At 67.2% G+C, this 18958-nt stretch carries 19 protein-coding genes, 1 tRNA gene and 3 pseudogenes; 11 read left to right on the plus strand and 12 right to left on the minus strand.

The window, feature by feature from the left end; all coding sequences use genetic code 11:
* Nucleotides 1-498 precede the first annotated feature (498 nt).
* Nucleotides 499-1050, plus strand: coding sequence for an AAA family ATPase (locus ACWD35_RS39560; RefSeq protein WP_451356202.1), 552 nt, complete (start codon nt 499-501; stop codon nt 1048-1050).
* Between the two features lie 31 nt (nt 1051-1081).
* On the opposite strand, the gene ACWD35_RS39565 is transcribed toward ACWD35_RS39560, so the two are convergent.
* From ACWD35_RS39565 to lexA, 3 genes and pseudogenes are all read right to left on the minus strand, one after another.
* A complete protein-coding gene (locus ACWD35_RS39565; protein ID WP_451356203.1) occupies nt 1082-1810 on the minus strand; it encodes a hypothetical protein in 729 nt (242 codons plus the stop codon).
* A 210-nt stretch (nt 1811-2020) separates the two neighbouring features.
* Nucleotides 2021-2096: transfer RNA gene (locus ACWD35_RS39570), tRNA-Trp, on the minus strand.
* A 174-nt stretch (nt 2097-2270) separates the two neighbouring features.
* Nucleotides 2271-2832: pseudogene (gene lexA, locus ACWD35_RS39575) on the minus strand (transcriptional repressor LexA); the annotation flags it as partial.
* A gap of 356 nt (nt 2833-3188) precedes the next feature.
* Here lexA and ACWD35_RS39580 point away from each other — a divergent pair.
* Both ACWD35_RS39580 and ACWD35_RS39585 read left to right on the plus strand, forming a co-directional pair.
* A complete protein-coding gene (locus tag ACWD35_RS39580; protein WP_451356204.1) occupies nt 3189-3596 on the plus strand; it encodes a YciI family protein in 408 nt (135 codons plus the stop codon).
* Nucleotides 3597-3615: 19 nt separating this feature from the next.
* Complete coding sequence (locus ACWD35_RS39585; protein WP_451356205.1) at nt 3616-4593, plus strand: sigma factor; 978 nt, start codon at nt 3616-3618, stop codon at nt 4591-4593.
* A 25-nt stretch (nt 4594-4618) separates the two neighbouring features.
* Here the strand turns inward: ACWD35_RS39585 and ACWD35_RS39590 are convergent, their stop codons facing one another.
* Nucleotides 4619-4960, minus strand: coding sequence for a hypothetical protein (locus ACWD35_RS39590; RefSeq protein ID WP_451356206.1), 342 nt, complete (start codon nt 4958-4960; stop codon nt 4619-4621).
* Nucleotides 4961-5812: 852 nt separating this feature from the next.
* On the opposite strand from ACWD35_RS39590, the gene ACWD35_RS39595 reads away from it, so the two are divergent.
* The gene (locus tag ACWD35_RS39595) at nt 5813-6349 is read left to right on the plus strand and encodes a hypothetical protein (RefSeq protein WP_451356207.1); all 537 of its coding nucleotides are present in this window, start codon (nt 5813-5815) and stop codon (nt 6347-6349) included.
* A 507-nt stretch (nt 6350-6856) separates the two neighbouring features.
* Here the strand turns inward: ACWD35_RS39595 and ACWD35_RS39600 are convergent.
* Nucleotides 6857-7792 carry a DNA/RNA non-specific endonuclease gene (locus ACWD35_RS39600; RefSeq protein WP_451356208.1) on the minus strand — a complete coding sequence of 312 codons (936 nt, stop codon included), beginning with the start codon at nt 7790-7792 and terminating at the stop codon, nt 6857-6859.
* Nucleotides 7793-8183: 391 nt separating this feature from the next.
* Here ACWD35_RS39600 and ACWD35_RS39605 point away from each other — a divergent pair, with 391 nt between their 5' ends.
* A complete protein-coding gene (locus tag ACWD35_RS39605) occupies nt 8184-8813 on the plus strand; it encodes a DsbA family protein (RefSeq protein WP_451356209.1) in 630 nt (209 codons plus the stop codon).
* 58 nt (nt 8814-8871) lie between these two features.
* On the opposite strand, the gene ACWD35_RS39610 is transcribed toward ACWD35_RS39605, so the two are convergent.
* Nucleotides 8872-9261 (minus strand): DUF6300 family protein, encoded by a 390-nt coding sequence (locus ACWD35_RS39610; protein WP_451356210.1) that lies wholly within the window; start codon nt 9259-9261, stop codon nt 8872-8874.
* On the opposite strand from ACWD35_RS39610, the gene ACWD35_RS39615 reads away from it, so the two are divergent.
* A complete protein-coding gene (locus ACWD35_RS39615) occupies nt 9224-9568 on the plus strand; it encodes a hypothetical protein (RefSeq protein WP_451356231.1) in 345 nt (114 codons plus the stop codon). The genes ACWD35_RS39610 and ACWD35_RS39615 overlap by 38 nt on opposite strands.
* 278 nt (nt 9569-9846) lie before the next feature.
* On the opposite strand, the gene ACWD35_RS39620 is transcribed toward ACWD35_RS39615, so the two are convergent.
* Together ACWD35_RS39620 and ACWD35_RS39625 are read right to left on the minus strand one after the other, a co-directional pair.
* Nucleotides 9847-10623, minus strand: a complete 777-nt coding sequence (locus ACWD35_RS39620) for a hypothetical protein (protein WP_451356211.1) — start codon at nt 10621-10623, stop codon at nt 9847-9849.
* 88 nt (nt 10624-10711) lie between these two features.
* A pseudogene (locus tag ACWD35_RS39625) lies at nt 10712-10849 on the minus strand (IS21-like element helper ATPase IstB); the annotation flags it as partial.
* A gap of 115 nt (nt 10850-10964) precedes the next feature.
* On the opposite strand from ACWD35_RS39625, the gene ACWD35_RS39630 reads away from it, so the two are divergent.
* On the plus strand, nt 10965-11303 hold the full coding sequence (locus ACWD35_RS39630) for a hypothetical protein (protein ID WP_451356212.1): 339 nt from the start codon (nt 10965-10967) through the stop codon (nt 11301-11303).
* A 360-nt stretch (nt 11304-11663) separates the two neighbouring features.
* On the opposite strand, the gene ACWD35_RS39635 is transcribed toward ACWD35_RS39630, so the two are convergent.
* Nucleotides 11664-12482, minus strand: coding sequence for a hypothetical protein (locus ACWD35_RS39635; protein WP_451356213.1), 819 nt, complete (start codon nt 12480-12482; stop codon nt 11664-11666).
* A gap of 253 nt (nt 12483-12735) precedes the next feature.
* Here ACWD35_RS39635 and ACWD35_RS39640 point away from each other — a divergent pair, with 253 nt between their 5' ends.
* The 3 genes and pseudogenes from ACWD35_RS39640 to ACWD35_RS39650 all read left to right on the plus strand — a co-directional run bounded on the left by ACWD35_RS39640 (nt 12736) and on the right by ACWD35_RS39650 (nt 14665).
* On the plus strand, nt 12736-13530 hold the full coding sequence (locus ACWD35_RS39640; RefSeq protein ID WP_451356214.1) for a DUF4253 domain-containing protein: 795 nt from the start codon (nt 12736-12738) through the stop codon (nt 13528-13530).
* A 60-nt stretch (nt 13531-13590) separates the two neighbouring features.
* Nucleotides 13591-13815, plus strand: a pseudogene (locus ACWD35_RS39645) (ISL3 family transposase); the annotation flags it as partial.
* Nucleotides 13816-14056: 241 nt separating this feature from the next.
* Nucleotides 14057-14665 (plus strand): hypothetical protein, encoded by a 609-nt coding sequence (locus ACWD35_RS39650; RefSeq protein ID WP_451356215.1) that lies wholly within the window; start codon nt 14057-14059, stop codon nt 14663-14665.
* Nucleotides 14666-14833: 168 nt separating this feature from the next.
* Here ACWD35_RS39650 and ACWD35_RS39655 read toward each other — a convergent pair whose 3' ends face one another.
* Nucleotides 14834-15376: an SMI1/KNR4 family protein gene (locus ACWD35_RS39655; RefSeq protein WP_451356216.1), complete on the minus strand. Its 543-nt coding sequence runs from the start codon at nt 15374-15376 to the stop codon at nt 14834-14836.
* Between the two features lie 245 nt (nt 15377-15621).
* Here ACWD35_RS39655 and ACWD35_RS39660 point away from each other — a divergent pair, with 245 nt between their 5' ends.
* Nucleotides 15622-16191, plus strand: coding sequence for a transposase family protein (locus tag ACWD35_RS39660; protein WP_451356217.1), 570 nt, complete (start codon nt 15622-15624; stop codon nt 16189-16191).
* A 288-nt stretch (nt 16192-16479) separates the two neighbouring features.
* Here ACWD35_RS39660 and ACWD35_RS39665 read toward each other — a convergent pair whose 3' ends face one another.
* Both ACWD35_RS39665 and ACWD35_RS39670 read right to left on the minus strand, forming a co-directional pair.
* Nucleotides 16480-17898 (minus strand): IS1182 family transposase, encoded by a 1419-nt coding sequence (locus tag ACWD35_RS39665; protein ID WP_451356228.1) that lies wholly within the window; start codon nt 17896-17898, stop codon nt 16480-16482.
* Between the two features lie 177 nt (nt 17899-18075).
* Complete coding sequence (locus ACWD35_RS39670) at nt 18076-18507, minus strand: hypothetical protein (protein WP_451356218.1); 432 nt, start codon at nt 18505-18507, stop codon at nt 18076-18078.
* Between the last annotated feature and the right edge of the window lie 451 nt (nt 18508-18958).

The following is an 18958-nucleotide window of genomic DNA, read 5'->3' on the forward strand; positions in this document are numbered from 1 at the left end:
AGCAGCTCGGTAGCTCGCTGGGCTCATAACCCAGAGGTCGCAGGTTCAAATCCTGTCCCCGCTACCAACGCACCGGCCCCCTCGACACCAACGTCGAGGGGGCCGGAAGCTTGTGGGGCGCCGGGCCTACGAAGTCAACTCACCGCCGACAAGCTCGCCTCCCGGCAGGTATAGAAGACGTCGCCAGGCAGTCGGCACGGACCCCGCTCAGGCGCCGGCCCTTCGGGCGCGGGCCGTTGTCGGCGTCGTCTGCGTTCGGCTGTCGTCGAGAACACGATCACCACCGGAGTCACCAGTCTGGGTAGTCAGTGTTGGTTCTGTTCACGAGAAGGCCGTGGACAGAACCACGCTTCGCTTGGCAGTGGGATCCGGCCCCACTTGGCGATCTTTCGGGCATGATCCGGCAGTGGAGTGTGGCCCCACCCAGGCCGCGCGGCATGCTGATCCGACACGCCGGGCCCGATGCGAGCGCATGGCAGCGGGGCGGGGAGGATCGCGTTGATCGTCTGGGTGAACGGTGCGTTCGGTAGCGGGAAGAGCACGCTGGTGGACGAGCTGCGTCCGCGCTGGCCCGAAGCGCTCGTCTATGACCCGGAGATGGTCGGCTATGTGCTGCGGGAGATCGTGGAGATGCCGACCGGCGATTTCCAGGATCTCCGGCTGTGGCGGCGGCAGGTAGCCGGCTTGGCGGTGGGCCTGGTCGAGGAGTACCACCGCCCGGTCCTGGTCCCCATGACCCTGGTCAACCCCGGGTATGCCGGTGAGATCTTCGGCGCGCTGAGCAAGGCGGGCATCAGTGTCCGCCACTTCTTCCTCACGGTCTCCCGGGAGGTCCTGGAGAAGCGGATCGACGGCCGGAGCTTCACCCCGGACAACCCCGAGGGGGACGAGCGGGTGCGGCGCTGGTGCAAGGACAGGATCGAGCCGTGCATGGCCGCGGCCGACACCCTGCCCAGCGACACGGTGTTCCTGGACGGCGAGCTGACGCCGCAGGACCTGGCCGGTCAGGTGCTGGCCCGGGTCCGGTCCGGCGGGACAGCCGGTGCATGATCGCGGTGGCGGTGTCGGGTATTAGGTGGTTTCAGAAAGGTGGATCGTCCGCGAAGCCCTCGGCGTACACGCGGATGTCGGCAGGCGTGTCCGTGCCCTGTTGGAAAGGAGTGACGTCTTCCCCCCAGCCGACGAGTGTGTCGATCGCCCGCTGCCGGTAGGAGGCGCTGTCGGCAGCGAGAGCCCGGACATCCTCGCGCAGAGCTTCGGCGTGGTGGGCGAGCTCTGGTGAGGTGAGCAGCGGGAGTACAGCGGCCAGGGCGGCCTTACGAATCTCCGGCTCGTCGTCCGTGAGGAAGGGGTGGATGGCGTCGTAGAGGGCTGGCCGAAGGGTGCGGAACGCTTCGATGTCGGTGTCGTACCCGTCGGGCGACGCTTGGTTGGCGTCTTCGGCGGTGCTGCCGAGCCAGTCCAGCAGACCGACACGAAGGAGGAACCGAGGCTTCCCAGCAAAGTGGGAGGCTCCCCCTGGCCTCTGGTCGGTGACGGCGGCAAGAGTTCGCGGGTGCTCAAGAATCGCCGCGACGAACAACGCTGCAGGGGCCGTGGCACTGTAGAAGGTGTTCTGATGTGTGACGGCCTGTTGCAGGTCGCGGAGAGCAGCACCCTGCATTCCCGCATCGTCGTCGAGAAGTTGCCGCAAGATCACCGGTGTCGCCGGCGCAACGTTCGGGCAACAGTGCTCCACCGAGCACCAGTCCGTCCGCAGCAGCAGCTCCTCCGGATCAACAGAACGACCGTGCCGACTCTTCATACCCATCGGACGAGTTTGACAGCTGGCCGGAGAATCACCGGCGCGGTCCGGCCGCTGTACCTGTGGCTGGCCCCTGCGAAAGAGTTCGGAGGCGACGGCTCCAACGACCCCGAGATGGGGCCGTACATGATGCAGAAGGTCATCCCCGTCGCGGAGTCGCCCCAGCGCTGGCCGCGAGCGGTAGAGGAAGCTCTGACGACCTGGGAGCCGTGATCATGGCAGGGGTGGCAGGAGTCGAACCTGCGGCATCCGGTTTTGGAGACCGGCGCTCTGGCCTCTGAGCTACACCCCTTCGATGCGGGTCAGCTTGGCACCTTCGGCACTTGCGCTCAACGGGTTTTCGAGGGGCGATCTCGCGGTGCCCGCGTCTGCGGGTGGAGGATGTCGACCTCGTCGACCGTGGCATGAGTGACCGCGGTCGGCGAAGCCTGTACGTCAATCGGTGCGGCGCTCAGTGCTCCGTGTGTCAGAGGCTGCGCAGGACGGTGACGACCTTGCCGAGGATGGTGGCAGCATTGCCGTTTATGGGCTGTAGTTCTTGTTGTCCGGCATCAGCCACGTGTCGGTTCCGTCGGGCTTGAGGCGCTTCACCGTGGCCTCGCCATCGAGCATGGCGGCCACGGTTGCCCCTGTTCCGCGATCGGTTGCGCCCGTACGACGACCAGGTCGCCGTCGAGGATGTTGCCGTCGCCAGCCATGGAGTCCCCGACCACGGTGAGGACGAAGAGGTCGCCCGATCCCACGAGTTGCCGCGGCAGGGTGAGGACGTCGTCCACCTGCTGCTCGGCGGTGATCGGCATGCCGGCGGCGATCCGGCCCACGAGCGGGGCTTCGACGACCGCGGCCGCCTTCTCCGCCTTCCGCGCCGCGCTCTCGACGGCCTCGTCACTCGGATTGGGCTCAGCGTCCAGGACCGGAACGTAGGCGCGCGGCCGGTGTGGGTCGCGCCGGAGGAACCCCTTCTTCTCCAAAGCCTGGAGTTGGTGGGCGACCGATGAGGTGCTCGACAGGTTCACCGCCTGCCCGATTGCGCTTATGGGGGTCTTTTACTTCTGTCCGTTGTCCGTTTCAAGGTGCAGCCCCCGCTCCCCCGCAGCCCGCAGACACGAGTCCCCCACCACCAAGCCACGCGGGCTGTTCATCCCAGGACGTGTCGCTCTCCGCAACCACACGGAGGGGAGCCTGCAAGCCTCTCGAAGAGCGAAGGCCTCGCTCCGTCTCGCCCTCGCGCCACGCCGTGGACGCAGACACCGCGAGACGGCTCACCAGCCTCCTCCACGAGAGCCAGAAAAAAACGGACGGCGATGTCGAGAACCCGTGACCGGCTCCGTCCCCGCAGTGAACGCGACCACAATGAGTCGCATCAGCACCGAGGAGAACCACGATGGCCAAGTACCTCCTGCTCAAGCACTACCGCGGCGCCCCGGCTCCGGTCAGCGACGTGCCCATGGACCAGTGGACGCCGGAGGAGATCTCGGCGCACATGCAGTACATGAACGACTTCGCGGCCCGGCTCGAGAAGAGCGGCGAGTTCGTCGACGGTCAGGCGCTCGCCCCCGAGGGGACGTGGGTCCGGTACGACGGTGAGGGCCGTCCCTCGGTCACCGACGGCCCGTTCGCCGAGACGAAGGACATCATCGCCGGCTGGATGGTGATCGACGTCGACAGCTACGAGCGCGCCGTCGAGTTGGCCGGGGAGTTGTCGGCCGCCCCCGGGGCGGGCGGGAAGCCGATCCACGAGTGGCTGGAGGTGCGCCCGTTCCTGGCCGCGCCGCCCACCATCACGGAGTGACCGCGCAGTGACCTCATCGATGGACGAGGCTCTGCTGAGGAGCCTCACGCCGAGCGTGCTCGCCATCCTCGTCCGCCGCGGAGCCGACTTCGCGGCGGCCGAGGACGCCGTGCAGGACGCGCTCCTCGAGGCGGTCCGCGTCTGGCCGGCCGACCCGCCACGGGATGCCAAGGGCTGGCTCACCGTGGCCTGGCGCAAGTTCCTCGACGCGACACGGGCAAACGCCGCCCGCCGCCGGCGTGAGGACCTTGTCGACGAGGAACCTGCGCCCGGGCCCGCGCCCGCGGTGGACGACACCCTGCAGCTGTACTTCCTGTGCGCCCACCCGTCGCTGACACCGGCGTCCGCGCTGGCGGGCGATCACTGGATCCCACCTGGTGCCCCTGGTCCGTACGGGCGCCAGGTTCAAGAATGGCATCCTCGTCAAACATACCGAAACACGGGCTGCGTGAGGCTGTGGGGCTGGGGAGGCAGAAGAACCGTGGCGATCTGTTTCGAGCTCGTGGTGAACTTCGGCGACGACGCCGAGGCCGCACAGGCTGCCGCCCGCATCGACCCCAAGCCATGGGTGCTTCGCGCGGGCGCCCACCGCATCCCTCTCCACCGGCCCATGCTGGCGAAGGTGGGCTCATACATCGAGCTCTCGATCCTGCCCATGGCCGTCAGTTGGCATTGCGGCCTGGACGGCAGCCTCCCCAGATTCCAGCTCACCGCAGCAGAGCTGACCGAACTGGGACACCAACTCTACGAACTGCTCGCGCAGTTCCACGGATATGTCGCCGCGAAGGTCGGCTGGGATCCGGAATCACTCCTGGACCCTGCTGAGCTCAGGTGCGAGTGGTCTGACGAACTGAACGACGGCAGCATCCACGGGCTCGTGCTCTGCGAAAAGCTGCATGCGGAACTCGACCCGAGCGCCGACTACGAAGTGTTCCAGACCGGATACCGGTGGATACCGTATCGCGGGGAGGAACCAAGCAACCTCACGGCCGACTAACGCAGCAAGCCCTACCCAGGCCAGCTCATCCACGCATATTGACAATTACTCCGGGCAGGATGCGGATGCGCCAGCGGTCATCGAGGTGAGTGCGACTCGCCTCTTTGAGGAAGTCGCTGATCAGGGTGAGGTGGGTGTAGTCGCTGGTTCCTTCGACCAGGAGGTTCTGGGCGATGACGTAGCCGAAGAGCGAGTCGTCGGTGACGGAGAGGACTTCGGAGCGGCGCCGGACCTTGCCCTCCACCTTCGGCAGGACGCGGGTGCCCGCGCGCCAGAACGTGGCGTCGGTCCGCTTCACGCCGTCCAGGTCCCTGCCAGCCAGGACCCGGCCCATCCCGCGCACGAGGGAGTCGGCGGACTCCTCCATCTGCTTGAAACTTCGTCTGCGTCATGGTCGTGCCCCTTCGGAGTGCTTTCGGGGCACCTCACACCCGGAAGCGGACACCGACCGTAGAAGCGTTGGCCTGTGGATAGATTCCGGCGATTCCACTGGCTCACGGAATCGAGCGCATGAACGAAGAACCGTCGCGGCTTCAGCTGCTCCGCTTCGCCCGCCGGGTAGTGGTTCAGCAGGCGACGGCAGCCCTCCAGATCGACGGTTGGATTGCGGTCGAGGAACGGCGTGAGGCGGAGCGGCGCCGGGGGATGAAGATGCGGCCGGCCCCACCGAACTGGCTAATCCAGTACGGTCTCAACCGCACCAACGTGGACGCGGTACGCACCGGTGAGTTCGGGGCAGCGGCCAAGAGCGGCCGGTGCCCGCCCTGCGACCCGGCAGCAGGCCCTCGATGCCCTGCCGCCGGCAGGTACCGCCGTGCATTCCCTGCCGGCCTGCCACAGCTCTCGGCATCCTGGACTAGGAGCCCTGGCAAAGCAGTTGAGGGTGAGGCCGGGGCGTGGCGCGCACTGGGCGCGACGCCCCGGCGTTGCAGGAGGGCCCAGGTAGCCGACTGGCTCCGGGGGTTGGAAAGCACCGGCCTGACGCGAAGCAGAGGCCACAACCGCCACGTGAGAGGGTAGGCCGACTATGGATCTGAGGGGGAACAGACTGGTGCGCGCACATCATGTCGCGGTGGCTGCAGCCATCACGGCGATCCTTGCCACATCGGCTTGTTCTGCTGGCTCGTCGGCACGCCCGCCGTCCACCTCGGTGCCCCTGCGGGATCGGCTGCGTGATGGCCTGCTGACTCAGGCCCAGCTTCCGCATGGCTTCAAGCTCATGACGGGAAAGATCGACTCGACAACGACCGGCGCCCCGCACACCCCCTCCACCGTTCCGATCGCGTCGATGCCGTGCTCCCAACTCACCGTCGAGTCCTTCATGACGGCTCATGCCCGCCCGGTCGAGGACGTGGCGGTCGCAGTGGGGCAGGAGCCCGTCGGTGACGACTACGGCTGGTTCGGCCAGGAGTCCCTCGACCGGTACGCACCCGGCCAGGCGGCCGCGGTCATGGCCGCCGTTCGCGGCGTCACGCAGCGCTGCACCGCCTACACCGACGCGCTCGACGACGGCACCCGCATGCAGAACACCGTGTCCGTGACGGGTGCCGATGTAAGGGCGGACGACAGCCTGGTGCTCCGGATCGCGTCGACCTTGTCCGGTGATACGGACCCGTACATCACTGAGACGGGGTTCGTCCGCGAGGGTGACGTGATCCTTGTGGTGCAGAAAATGTCCGCGCAGAAGCCGCAGTCCGGTGTGGAGACCGTCCTCTCACCGGCGGTTGCGGCGTACCGCGCGGCCGCAGCGGGCTGACGTACCCGTGTCTGCGGGGGAACCGTAACCCTGCCCCCCGTTACCTTTTTCGCCAGTTCCGCAATGGGGCCGCCGACCTTCGGACTCGCCGGCCTCCGTCGGTTCATGGGCGATCGTCGATCCAGTCCCACACTCCCCATTTCTCGAACTTCTCGTCGACCATGCCACCGAGCTCATCACCGACCCAAGCGCCGCTCATGGCGCCGGCGGGGACACGATCTCCGCCAGCGGACCACATGCGATACCGGCTTCAGCGCCCATCATCGTGCCTGCGGTGGGGAATCCGGTCGTGACCACTGTCTTCGCCCGCGCGGTGAGCACGTCGTCACCCGTGAGCAGGAGTCCGGCGGCAGAACGGAGTACGCGGCCTGGTCACAGGCCACCGGAGGCGGAGCGGACCAGTCTGACGCAGTCGGGACCCGCCTCCTGACGGAAGCAGGCCCCGACGCAATCATCCGCTATGGGTCAACTCTTGCGCTCAAGGGTCCCTGAGCATTTCGAGCACTCTTATCCGACGGAAACCACGGGTTCGGGCCCCGGAAAGTTCGGAGGGAGCCCATGCGGTTCGGCCGTCCCGGAACACAACCAGGCGAGATAGCTCGAGAGGCTGCCCTCGTAGTGGAACCAGTCGTCATTCCGCCCAGCCACAACGACTGTCCATTCGTTGGGCTGCCCTTCCGTACGCCAGTGGAACTCGTCCCCGTCGATCGAGCTGCCCCACGGCAGCAAACCTCCCGATTCCGGGAACACAGGGTAGCCACCGAGCATTCTCTTCTGTGCCATATCCTCGGCACCGGCGAGATCCTCTCTCACCTCCTCGACGAATGCCGCTTCTCCTCCTGGGGCCGGCGACGTCACAACGAGGAACTGCCCGATCTTCAACCGAGGGTAGGACTCCGCCAAAGCGATGTAGTCGTCCGGCAGCCCAGTCCGCAACCCGTCGAAGAGCACCTGCCAGTCGATGCGCCGTGGAACCTCGAGCCGCTGCGCCACCAGCCCCGGCAGCACAGCCTCCAGGGATTCGATACTCAACAGCCACCTCCATTTGCGTTCTTGTTTTCTATCCGCACACTGAACAGTTGGCGTCGATGCCGTCATGGTGATCGCAGTCGGCCGGTCCGCGTTGTTCGGATCACCGTACTCCAGAAATGCACCATAGGTGACAGGTTCCGTGGCGAGGGCTTCCGCCATCCTGTTCTCACACGTCTTCATTCCGCTCACATTGAAGCGCCGGTAACCCGTGAAGATGTTTTCCGGAATATTTGCCTCGTTGAATCTGTCTCCGATGATGTGAGACCGATTGAAGAGGGGATTTCCTTGTGCGTCTTGCTCACCGACGGGGAACCCCTGCGGAGTGAACACATCGTCTGTGCTGCGCGAGTTCGGAGGCTTGAGGTCGCTGGGACACATAAGGGCTGTCGCCCCTGTAGCGTTCCCGTTCATGAGCGGAAAATACATGTACCGCTCTTCTCTCGGCTGGGAACTGCCTCGGGTCACGGCGTCGACGTCGTGGTCGGTGAAGGCGGTACGGAGGCCTGAGACGGCATGGCCGCTGACATGAGCGCGGCTTCGGGCTGGAGCTTCTTGCCAGCGGGCGCGTGCCTGGGAAGTCTCGGGGCGTCACAGCTTCCTGGCGCTACAGCGGTCAGCAGATGAGATCAATGTATGTGCGCTTCCTGTGCAGATGTTCTATCGTCGCGCTGGTCCTGGGGAGAGGCGGATTCAAGTGGGGCGTGGGGGGCGGTTCGCCGCGGTGTGCGCAGCGGCAGTTCTGGCGCTTGTGGGGTGCGGTCAGCGGCATGTTCCTGTGAAGCCGCAACCTCCCTACGAAGGGATGGAGGAGCTGCCGGAGAAGCTCAATGCGGACGGCACGACCATCACGGTCGGCGATCCGAGAGCGCCTGTCGCGGTGCATCTGTACGAGGATCCGCGCTGCCCGTACTGCGAGAAGTTCGAGACCACCGGCGGTGCTTCCGCACTGCAGGACGCGACGGTGCGGCGGGGGGCCAAGACCGAGTACACCCTGGCCTCCTTCCTCGACGGCCGGCTCGGTGGCACCGGCTCCAAGAAGGCGGTCAACGCTCTGCGTGCCGCGCTGGCACAGGGGAAGTTCGCCGAGTACCACGCCGTGCTGTACGCGAACCAGCCCGACGAGAGCGTCGACGGCTTCACCGATGCCTACCTGCTCAAGCTGGCCGGCAAGGTGAAGGGCCTGCGCAGCCCCCAGTTCGATACGGCTGTGAAATCCATGAAGTACCGCAGCTTCGTAACAGCCTCCCAGAAGGCCTACGAGCAAGCGGGAGGCAAGCAGGACCCACAGGGGCCGGGAACCCCCACCGCCGTCATCAACGAGGTCCGGATCCCGCTCGAGTACAACGGCATGCTCTACAACCGGGCCGTCTTTGCACGACTGCTGAATCGGATTCACGACAACCCAGAGCAATGGCAGAACACCGACCTGTAGCACCACATCGTGCGACGCCTGTGTGTGAGGGACCGTCGGCGGGGCGATGTGGACGTGCTCAGCCCTGACCCCGCGGTCTGAGCCCAGGCGGGGCTGGCGGCAGGTCGGGCGCCTCGGGCGGCCGGGCCCGGACCCAGCCGTGGGCGCGCATGGTCTCCGTCTCCCAGTCCTCGAACAGCTGCGGCAGCGCTTTTGGATCACGATCGGGGTCGCGGTGCCAGCGGATGAAAGCGCGGACGGCGGGCCGGTGCGCGTCACAGGCCGGGCAGAACTCCATCCACACCCGCGTGACCAGCGGGCCGTGCCAGTACAGCATCAGGTCGCCCCCACAACGGGAACAGGGCCTGTCCTCAGGCTCGTCGTTGTCCCGCCCGGTGGGGCTCAGGCGAAGATGTGGGACGATCACGCTCGTGACCCTCGACCCACACCCGACGGACGCCTGCCACATCAGACTCCTGGCCGGACACGGAGCAAACGGCCAGCCGGTGTTCGAGGTGCTGCCCGCCTTGAGGCATGAGACGGATCTATTCGTGCTAACGGGCAGTCCGGGCCTGGTGCTCGGGTGTGCGGCCGGGGACCTTCTGAGAGTCAGCGACGGCGGGGCGTTCGAGGTCGCGGAACAGGGCGCGAACGTGTGTGTCCAAGTCTTCCGCGAGGAGGGCTTCACCCCTGAACAGTTCGCAGACCTCAAGGAAGCGCCGCCGGGCTCCTCGGCGGGCTCGCGGAAGCGCCGCCGAACTTGCGCTTCATCGTGATGACGATCGCACGATCCGCAGGGCTGGCCGCGATCGGGCAGACCCTGAACGGCTGGGCTGCGGACGTCGACGGGGCCGAGTGGTGGTTCGGGAACGTTGATGAAGCTGCCTGACCTGCAATGTCAGCAGGCAGACCACAGGATGGCTTCGTTCACTTCTCGGGGCAGCGTTTGTCCGCCGGTTCGGGCAGCAGTTGCGGATCTTGAGGCCCGTGAATGTTCATGAGAAATAGCAGCGCGAGCGACACGCAGTGCGTCGCTCGTTGTGCCCGCGGGACGTCACTGCCCAGCGCGAGGCCGGGTGAGTCCGGCTCCGACCTTGGTCAGCATCTGGCCGAGGAGGTGGAGGGCTCGTGCACGTGTCGGCACTCCGCGCGCTGTTCCCGTCCAGTAGGCGTCAGTGAGCTTCTCTGTCACCGTGAGGATCCGGTCGTCGTCCTGGGTGGCCAGCACGACGACGAACCGCACGTAGTCGCCGATGTCGGTGCCTTGGGGGTGCTGGTGCATGAAGGTCTGCAGGCGCGGTGTCAGGGCGGGCAGGGTGCGGTCCGTCGGGAAGACGACAGCGAGGCCGGCGAGGGCGAGGCGAACCGCAGGGCATTCGGCAGACCAGCGGGTCAGTAGATCTGGAGTGCGGGCCTGGACCGCGCTGCGGGCCCGGGCCTCGCTGTCGGGATCGGCGTGTGGCGGGGTGGCCGGCCAGTTCTCGGCGAGGTGGCGCTCGGCGACGGTGGCAGCCCTGAACAGCAGGTCGATGGCCTGGAATCGGTGTCGGGCGGGAATCCGGTCGTCGACGGCGAGGGTCGCGACCAGGACGAGGCCGTCAGCGGTGGCGGGCTGGCAGGTGTCCTGGTGGAGGATCTCGTTGTAGAAGTCGCCGAGGAAGCTCCGGTCGTCCCAGTAGGGGTCGATCTCGGCGTCGAACAGCATCGCCGCCTGGGGCGGCCTGCGGCCCGGCAGGCGGTCGGCGATAACGTCCCGGAAGAGCTGCCGGATCGGCGGACCGGAAGCGATCGCGTCGTGCCGAGTCTGCTCGGGTTCGGCGTGCGTATCCATGGCCAGCGCAGCCTACTGGAGCATGTCGGGCGGACGGCCCGTCGCCTGGGCGGGAGGCAGCAGGTCGTCAGCCCGGAGTCTGCAGCAGTCAGCCGGCCTTGGCGGGTGCTTCGGTCCGCGCCCGGGTGCTGACGAGGCGGTAGGAGTCGGTGCCGGTTTCGATGATGGTGCCGTTGAACGTCAGGCGGTCGACGATGGCCGCGCAGAGGCGGGGGGATGCTCCGGTGCCTGGGCCGTCTGGGGCCGCTCGCACGAGTGAAGGCTGGAAGATCGGAACGATGGTGCAGGCGGACCGCTCATAGCATCGCGAGGAGGGGGATCCACCGATCAGGAAGTTCGACATGAGCGACACGATCATTAACGCAGGATCCAAGCTGAACATGAATCAGGAGTGGGCGTCCGGGGACGGACGAACGGTCCTGCGACTGCAGGATGACCGGAACCTTGTGTTGTACCGAGCCGGCGAGCCCACCTGGGCGGCCAAGAACACCAGATTCAAGGCGGAGTACGCCATCATGCAGGACGACGGGAACTTCGTCGCCTACGACCAGAACGACGATCCGGTGTGGGCGTCCAACACCGGCGGAAGCTACGGGGCCCACCTGGCCGTTCAGGATGACGGCAACCTGGTTGTCTACCAGGACGGCAGCCCGCTCTGGGCGACCGACACCGGTGACTGAGGTCACTCGCCCACAGCCTCTTGACGGCCCTTCCCGAGCGTGCTGCCCCGGGAGGGCCGCCGAGCCATGGGGCGGATGGAGCATCAGGGTCTTGGGAGGAGATGCGCGCTAACGCGCGTGTGCATCTCCTCCCAAGACCCTCCTTGCCGTCCGGTGGGAGCCTTCAGCTTGCTGACCAGCCGATTCTCAACCACTGACCAACTGCTCTCACCTCGCTGTCCAGCTCCAACTCCCCCACCACCCCGAACACCCCGCAAGACAACGCCGATCAGCCCACTCAACCACATCCACCCGCCTGGACACTGAAATGAGAACCACACCGGACAAGAACGCGAGAACTCCCAAATTCCGTGGGAGTGTTCATGCTTCTACGCGCAGCCAGGTGTTGCCTGTGCGGAGCCAGAGGGAACCGTCGCGGCCTTGGCCGCAGCGCATGACGACTCGACCGGGCACCCGCAACCGACGGCGGCTGGTTACTGCCCAGGTGATGCCGTTGAGCTCGGCACGTATGAGCTCAACGGACCGCTTGTTGTGGTCTCGGCGAGTGAGTACTGCCCTGCTGCCGCGGACCGCAAATCCGTCCGGGTCGGGGACGGGGCTGGGGTAGCTGGCAACGTCGCCGGTGGACGGAGTGATCCGTATCAGGAAGGTGCCGCCTCTGCTACTGCCGGAGTACCAGACGAGCCATACCTGGTCGTTCTCAGTCGCGGCGGTGCAGCCTTCCAGTGGGTGGTCGGGCAGCTGGCCCTTGGGAGCCCAGGAGATCTGGCCCTGGGTGTTCCAGCCCGCGAGGCCCGCTGCTGACTCGGGGTGGCCGCCGTAAATGCCCTCGTCGCCGTAAGCAGTCCAGATGCCTCCATGGACGTCGGTGACCAGGGCGGGTATGTCGTCACCGATGCAGAACTCGGCCTCAGGTGTACCTGATGGGGAGAACACCACGGCGTTGGGCGCCCAGGGGCCCTCGGTCTCGTTCCGGAACGTACGGCCGCTCACCAGCAGGAATCGGGAATCCGGGAGCAGGGCCAAGTGGCTGGGCCGGATCCGAATGTCCTTCACCAGGATGCGCCGCTCTTCCTGTCCCGTGACGGTGACCAGCTCACCCGTGAACGGGACTTTTGGCCCCCACCCGATCCACCCCTTGATGTAGCGGGCGTGATCAAGGTATCGCCGGTGGACCAACAGGACCGCAAGCTCCCCAGCGGGCCCGACGCTCCACCAAAGGGCTCGGTGTCCCCGCACGGCATCAGCAGTGGGAAGTCGCCACACGTGGTGTATCGCGGCATCGGAACCAGCAGTCACGGGGCGGAAATTCATCGGCAGTCGCCTCTAGGACTCCGGGAGCCAAGCAACCCGAAGAGCACTACCCTACCGGCCGGTGGGGGTGCCTTCGGCGTCCGGCGGGGATGTCAGTGGGGCGGTCTACTGTGCGTTCATGTTTCCCCTCCCCGATGCCTTGCCGCCCGGCCGGTTCCTGGCCCGTGGTGCGTCGCCCGTGTGGGTCTCCGACGGGCTCCCCCGAGATGTCGAAGGGCTGTGGCCCCGCCTGCTGAGCGAGCAGAGGAGCCATGGTCTGGTCCCGCTCCTGTGCCGTCCCGATGAAATGGGCAGGCCCGTCGGTCTCGATGAGGTCGACGCCGTCCGGCTGGAGGAGACGCTGGCGGCGGACTTCATCGAATACCGCCGCCACAGGCTGCCCTTCTGGACGGACCCGACCCCGGCTCCGGTGCCTGAAGGGATCGAGGTCGAGCCGTGGCCGCATGACCCCGGGCCGCCCTTCGAACAGTGGCCGGGCCTGACGGCGGAGACCCCGGTCACATCCACGAGCGTGACGCCAGAGGAGGCCGCGTCGAGGACGCTGACAGGGCTTGTCCGGGCAGGCCGAGGCCGGATCGGGCTGGACGGATGCCGCCTCGTTCTCGTCCCCGCCCCACGTAGCAGTGATGCCCTGGCGTTGCTCGGCTGGTTCTCCGAGGCGCCACTGCCGCTGCTGTGTGCTCTCCTGCGGAGCTGGGACGACCGCTTCGGAGCCCGGGTCGTGGCGGTGTCCGGCAGCACGGTATACATCTCGGTCGCACGGCCTCCCCTCGACGCGGAACAGGCCCACCTGCTCGCGCTGGAGCATGTGCTGTCGACCGCCGACAACATCGTCGACGACCCGCCCACGCCGTTTCCCGAATACGCGGCAGACCTCGTGGGGCGGACGGACTGGTCGTTCTGGTGGGACTAGCTACTTGCCCCTGAAGAAGTCCGGGGCTGCCTCTGGTGTCGCCGACCACTGGAACTGCGGCCGCACTGGCTCGACGCCGTCCGGCAGGACGACCTGCTGCCCAGCCTCCACACCCCCGCTGCCGGCATCGACCGCGACCTCGACGCCGTTGTCGCCGGATTGACCCTGCCCTGGAGCTCGGGCACGGTCGGAGGGCATGTCAACCGGATCAAGATGCTGAAACGCCAGATGTTCGGGCGCGCCGGATTCAACCTCCTACAGAAGCGCACCCTGCTTTACACATGACACCCCGCGCCACGCCCGCTCGACGACGCTATAGCCTCCGCCTGTGACCTATCGCCGCAGTCGGACCGGGAATCCTCGTCCCCACGAGCTACCTCACTATCAAGCGCTCCTGGACGATACAGACTGGGCGTCGCTCGCCACCGCGCGCGGGACAGGCGAATCCCTGCCGACAGCGCTGGCACGCATCATCAACCCTGACCCGGCCATCAGGACGGCCGCCACCGACAACGCGCTCAGGGAAGTGACCCACCAGAACACCATCTACGAAGCCACCGTGCCCGTAGCGCTCTACGTCGCGGCCATCCTCAACCACCCTGCCATCGCGGCAGACGACTTCGGCCACAACGCCGACACGCCACCGCACCGCCCGACCCTCGTGAGACTACTTGAGTGGCTCAGCGACACCGCCTACGACGCCGACGACGAGTGCGTCGCCATCGGCGAACGCCACTTCGGCAAGGGGTTCCTCGACGAGGACAGGGAGATGCGCGCGTTCCGAGACCTGCGCCCGGCGATCTTCTCCGCTGTCCATCCCCTTCTCAGCCACGACAACGCGGACGTACGCGACGCGGCCCTCGTCGCTGCGATCCCCCTCGCAGAGCACCCCGTCCTCACCGCACACCGGGCTGAGCTGGTCGACCACGCCCGCCGTCTGCTGACCACCAGCACCGACCGCCACAATCGAGACCGCGTCCTGGACGCCATGAAGGCCTGGGGTTACGACACCAGCGCCCTGGAGAACGCGGACGACATCGCAGCCCGCGAGCGTTACGCCCGTCTCAAGGCGGAACGTGATTCCTGGTGGGCGGCCGACGGGACAGGCGGCTGCTCCGAAGACCCACCGTTCTGACTCAGGGACACGCAGTCCCCCGGCCTCCGTCGATCACTCAGCGTGGCCGCTTCACAGAAGTTGAGCCAGAACCTGAGAACGGACAGCAGATGTTCACCACCTCGGGAGGCAGGAGAAGCACCAAGGAATCGAATGGCGCTTGAGCTCCGACTGCGCAGGGCGAAGCGTTCAGTCCCACCAGTCGTCGCTGGTGTGCCAGCGCAGCACCCACTCCTCGAAGCCCCATGCCTGGTCACCAGGTGCCGGGATGGCGCCGACCTCGGTGAGCATCCAGACTTCGCCGCGGCGGGGGCCCGTGGTCAGCAGGAGCCAGAAGGTCTGCGCGTCCTCGGATCCGAGAACGACGGACCCCTTGTTGAATGTGGCATCGATCCGCGGGTCCTCGGGGTCGACGTCCTCGTCGTTCTCCCAGTGCCAGGCTGCCTGTAGGGGGAACGGTTGCCCTGGCTGCCGTGGGCCGGGGTCGGGCCAGGTGTCGGGCAGCCAGCCGAGTGGCTGCAGACCACCGTCGTCAGCGGGGCCGAGGCTCGACCCGTTGCTGATCTCCGCGACGAAGGTCCTGTACGGCTCCGGGAGGACCACCCCGTTCTCCGCCTCCCACGCTGCGACGGCTTCATGGCCGAGCGCCGGTTCGCGCCATTCCGGCGGGAACACGGAACGCAGGAATTCGAGAGTGGCTTCGGCGGGACGCTGATCATGCGTGGCTGTCACGGCAGCATGGGGCTGACAGCCGATCGCGGCCCCATCCAGCGGTGGTGCCGCCCGAAGTCGCGAGCATCGAACAGGGCCGGGCCGAGGAGCCTCCCGAAGTGGTGAACATCTGCTGTCCGTTCTCGGGCTCTGGTCCACTTCTTGTGGTCGCGTACGTAGAGTGACTGTTGATCTTCATGTGATGGCAGTTGAGTTCGCCCGAAAATCGCCCGGCTGGATGGTGGTGTGGTCGACAGCCCTTCGCCGTGAACGAAGTGCTGCCGGAGTTGGACGAGCTGCTGTTCTCCTCGGTCGAGGGTGTGTTGGTGGAGTCGGTCGAGGTGAGCAACACGGTCGTCCGGGTCAAGGCTCGTATGACCACAGGGCGGGCGGCCCGTCCGAGGTGTGGATGCCGGTCGGGGCGAATACATGGCTCCTACCTGCGGTTCCCTCGCGATTTGCCGACCGCGGGCAAGTTCGTTGTGGTGTCGTTGCGGGTACGGCGGTTCGTCTGCGAGGAAGAGTCCTGCGAGCGCAAGACCTTCGTCGAGCAAGTACCGGGCCTCACTCGAAGGTTCGGGCGACGGACCGAGCGGCTGCGGTCGACGCTGGTGTCGGTCGGTCTTGCGCTCGCGGGCCGGGCCGGCGCCCGGATGACGGACGCCTTCAAGGTTCCGGTCAGCCGGAACACCCTGCTGAGGCTGATCGCCTCGCTTCCGGACCCCGCCGCCGCCACACTCCGCGTGGTCGGCGTGGACGAGTACGCCCAGCACGTTCAGGTGTACGCCGACAGGCACGGAGAAAGTGAGGGCTCACCTCCGCTCGAGCGGAGGTGAGCCGACGCTCGCCGACACCCAGCGCGGCAACATCCTGTACGGGAGCCGGTCTTGCTGCCGCCAAGGCTCAAGGGCGTACCGGTGGACGTCCCGCCGTGATGGATGCAGACAAGCTTGCCGCTGCCATGGCTCGGAAGGCCAAGGCGCTGGGCACCACCGTGAGCCGGCTAGGAGCGTGGGTCAGTAACGGGCATGGGGCCGGGCAGTTGGGGTCTGCGGGATCGGTGTCGGCTGCCCGAGGCGGGGTCTGCTGGGCCCTGGGATGGGCGAGGGGCCCGGGCGGGCCGGTCACCCGGTGGCGGCGGCGAGTGCGGTGTGTCGGAAGATCTTGCGGAAGTTGTGGCAGGCGGCCAGCAGTCGCCATTCGCCCCGGGCGCCGTCTTCGCCACGGAGCATGAGCCGACGGCCGTTCTGGCAGGTCATGATCTGGCCGAAGACAGGTTCGACGATGGCCTTGCGGCGGCGGTAGGCGGCTTTGCCGGGTTTGGTCCGCAGCTTGCGGGCCATGCGTTCCTTCAGCGTGGCGTTCACCGGTATCCGTCCGCGCGGTGCAGGCGGGACCTGCTCGTCGTGGGCCAGGCGTCCGGTTGCCATGAACGTGTCGGTCCCGAAGGTGAGTTGGCGCTCTTTTGCGGCTTCGAGGTTCGTCTCGGAGCAGTATCCGGCGTCGAGGAGGGCCTGCCCCGGGTGGATGCCGGTGTTCTGGGCGCACTGGTCGAGCATCGTGGTGTAGTTCAGCGCGTCCGAGGCGTTGGTGGTCACGTCGGCGGCGGCGATGACCTGGTGCTCGGCGTCAACGACGGCCTGGGCGTTGTATGCCTGGATGTAGGCGTCGGCGCCGTTCTTCATGATGCGGGAGTCGGGGTCGGTGAAGTTGGCCTGCGCCTTCGGTTTGGGCCGGGCCTTCGCGGCGGCCTTCTGTCCGGCGTCGGTGGCCGCGCCCTCGTCGCTGGTGCCGACGCGTTCCTGGCGGCGGCGTTCCTTCTCCTCGGCGTGCGTGCGGGCCTTCTCCGCGGCCTCGGCCTCGATCTGCTCGCGGGCGGCCTGAAGGCGGGCGAGTCGTCTCTCGCGGCGATCCAGCTCGGCGGGCAGGTCGGTGTCCTTGCCGTCGATGCCGAAGATCTGGTCCTCGGCGGTGTCGGCGGACTCGGCGTCGGCCAGCAACGCTGCGGCCTTGGCCTCCAGTTGGGCGATCTCGGCCTCGATCCGTTCCTCCTTGTCGATGAGCCGGCCGTAGCTCATCGCCTTGTGCCTGGAGGCGCTGGCCTGAAGCTTCGTGCCGTCCAGGGCGACGCGGCCCATCTTGACCATGCCGAGCTTCTGCGCCAGGTGCAGCGACTGGGTGAACAGGTCGGCGAGCGCGTCCAGGTGGCGACGGCGGAAGCGGGAGATCGAGCGGAAGTCCGGGGCTTGGTCGGCGGCCAGGAACCGGAACGCGATGTCATCGACGCACTTGCGCTCAATCGCCCGCGAGGAACGGATACCAGTGGTGTAGCCGTAGATCAGCAGGCGCATCATCAGACGCGGGTCGTGGGGCGGGAAGCCGCGCTTCTCGGTGTAGTCGGCCAGGACCGGCCCCAGATCCAGCACGCCATCGACCAGGTCGGCGACAAACCGGGCCAGGTGCCCCTCGGGCAGCCAGTCGTCCAGCGACGGCGGCAGCAGCAGGACCTGGTGCAGGTCGAACGCCCGGAACCGCTTGTCCACCGCCGCCGGACGACCCTGCGGCCGCTTCGTCTCGACCGGCTCGACTTCGAACAGCCCATCCACACCACGCATACCGCCATCATTCCTTACGAATGACAATGGCCCGGGCATGCCCGGACGGGCGCACCCGGCATGCCACCGCTGGCCCAGGCGTTCAGGGCCCTTGGCCCCGGCCACCTACTCGTGGCTCTCGAACCTCCATGCCTTCCGCTGGTCGCTAACCTCCAGCGGCCGCAGAGCGAGCCGCGGCGGGAAGATCCGCAGCAGGCTGATGTCCAGCGCCAGCTCGCACCCGTCAATGGGGCCGCCGGGCACGACGATGTGGAAGTTAAACGGCTCCGCCGCCTGGTAGAGCGCCCACGGGCGGGGCTCGGTGCTCCCCATGAGCATCTCGTTGACGTTCGGCTCGTCGTCGTACGTCAGGAAAGTGCCATGCCGGAGGTTCTTGATAAGGACGGTGCCGTCGCTACGCCCCTCCACCTGCCACTCCTGCTCACCGGGGTTCCCAGTGGGCTGCAGCACAAGCGCGAGGTCCTTCGGCTCCATGAGCGTGATCAGCTGCTCATGGGGCCTGGCGATGGCATAGACGCCGTTCGGTACGGGTGCCACGGTCGACTCCACTCTGGTAGGCGGCACCGCCAGGACGCCGCGCACTACTGGGCGAGTCGCATTCAACCGTCGTCGGCCCAGCCGTATACGGACGAACCGCCGGAGCCTCACTCCAACGGATCCCGCACCCCACCTCTTGCCCGAGGACCGAACGCCCGCGCCACGCCGCCCGCTCGGACCGGACCGCCCCGCCGCCGGCCGCGAAGGCCAGCACCCGCTCTGCCTCGGCCTTCGCCGCCTGCCGGGCGGCCTTCCGCGGCGCCGCGTACGGGCGGATCGCGACTGCGCGTTCCTCGCCCCGTCCACCAGGCCGTCCACCAGCAGGATGCCGAGCACGATGCCATTCAGCGTCACCAGCCGGGGCCGGTACTCCTCGGGCTGGACGCGGGTGCGGTCGGCGTGCGAGAGCGCCAGGTTACGAATGATCACGAATCGAAGGCGGGTTGCCGGT

The sequence above is a fragment of the Streptomyces sp. NPDC002671 genome, from assembly GCF_053592475.1.

What these genes read in the sequence shown, in the direction of transcription:
- ACWD35_RS39580 (WP_451356204.1), top strand. Translation starts at nt 3,189, where the DNA reads ATGGCCAAGTACCTCCTGCTCAAGCACTACCGCGGCGCCCCGGCTCCG.
- ACWD35_RS39585 (WP_451356205.1), top strand. Translation starts at nt 3,616, where the DNA reads ATGGACGAGGCTCTGCTGAGGAGCCTCACGCCGAGCGTGCTCGCCATC.
- ACWD35_RS39565 (WP_451356203.1), bottom strand. Translation starts at nt 1,810, where the DNA reads ATGGGTATGAAGAGTCGGCACGGTCGTTCTGTTGATCCGGAGGAGCTG.
- ACWD35_RS39620 (WP_451356211.1), bottom strand. Translation starts at nt 10,623, where the DNA reads ATGGATACGCACGCCGAACCCGAGCAGACTCGGCACGACGCGATCGCT.
- ACWD35_RS39605 (WP_451356209.1), top strand. Translation starts at nt 8,184, where the DNA reads ATGGAGGAGCTGCCGGAGAAGCTCAATGCGGACGGCACGACCATCACG.
- ACWD35_RS39590 (WP_451356206.1), bottom strand. Translation starts at nt 4,960, where the DNA reads ATGGAGGAGTCCGCCGACTCCCTCGTGCGCGGGATGGGCCGGGTCCTG.
- ACWD35_RS39595 (WP_451356207.1), top strand. Translation starts at nt 5,813, where the DNA reads ATGACGGGAAAGATCGACTCGACAACGACCGGCGCCCCGCACACCCCC.
- ACWD35_RS39600 (WP_451356208.1), bottom strand. Translation starts at nt 7,792, where the DNA reads ATGAACGGGAACGCTACAGGGGCGACAGCCCTTATGTGTCCCAGCGAC.
- ACWD35_RS39610 (WP_451356210.1), bottom strand. Translation starts at nt 9,261, where the DNA reads ATGTGGCAGGCGTCCGTCGGGTGTGGGTCGAGGGTCACGAGCGTGATC.
- ACWD35_RS39640 (WP_451356214.1), top strand. Translation starts at nt 12,736, where the DNA reads ATGTTTCCCCTCCCCGATGCCTTGCCGCCCGGCCGGTTCCTGGCCCGT.
- ACWD35_RS39630 (WP_451356212.1), top strand. Translation starts at nt 10,965, where the DNA reads ATGAGCGACACGATCATTAACGCAGGATCCAAGCTGAACATGAATCAG.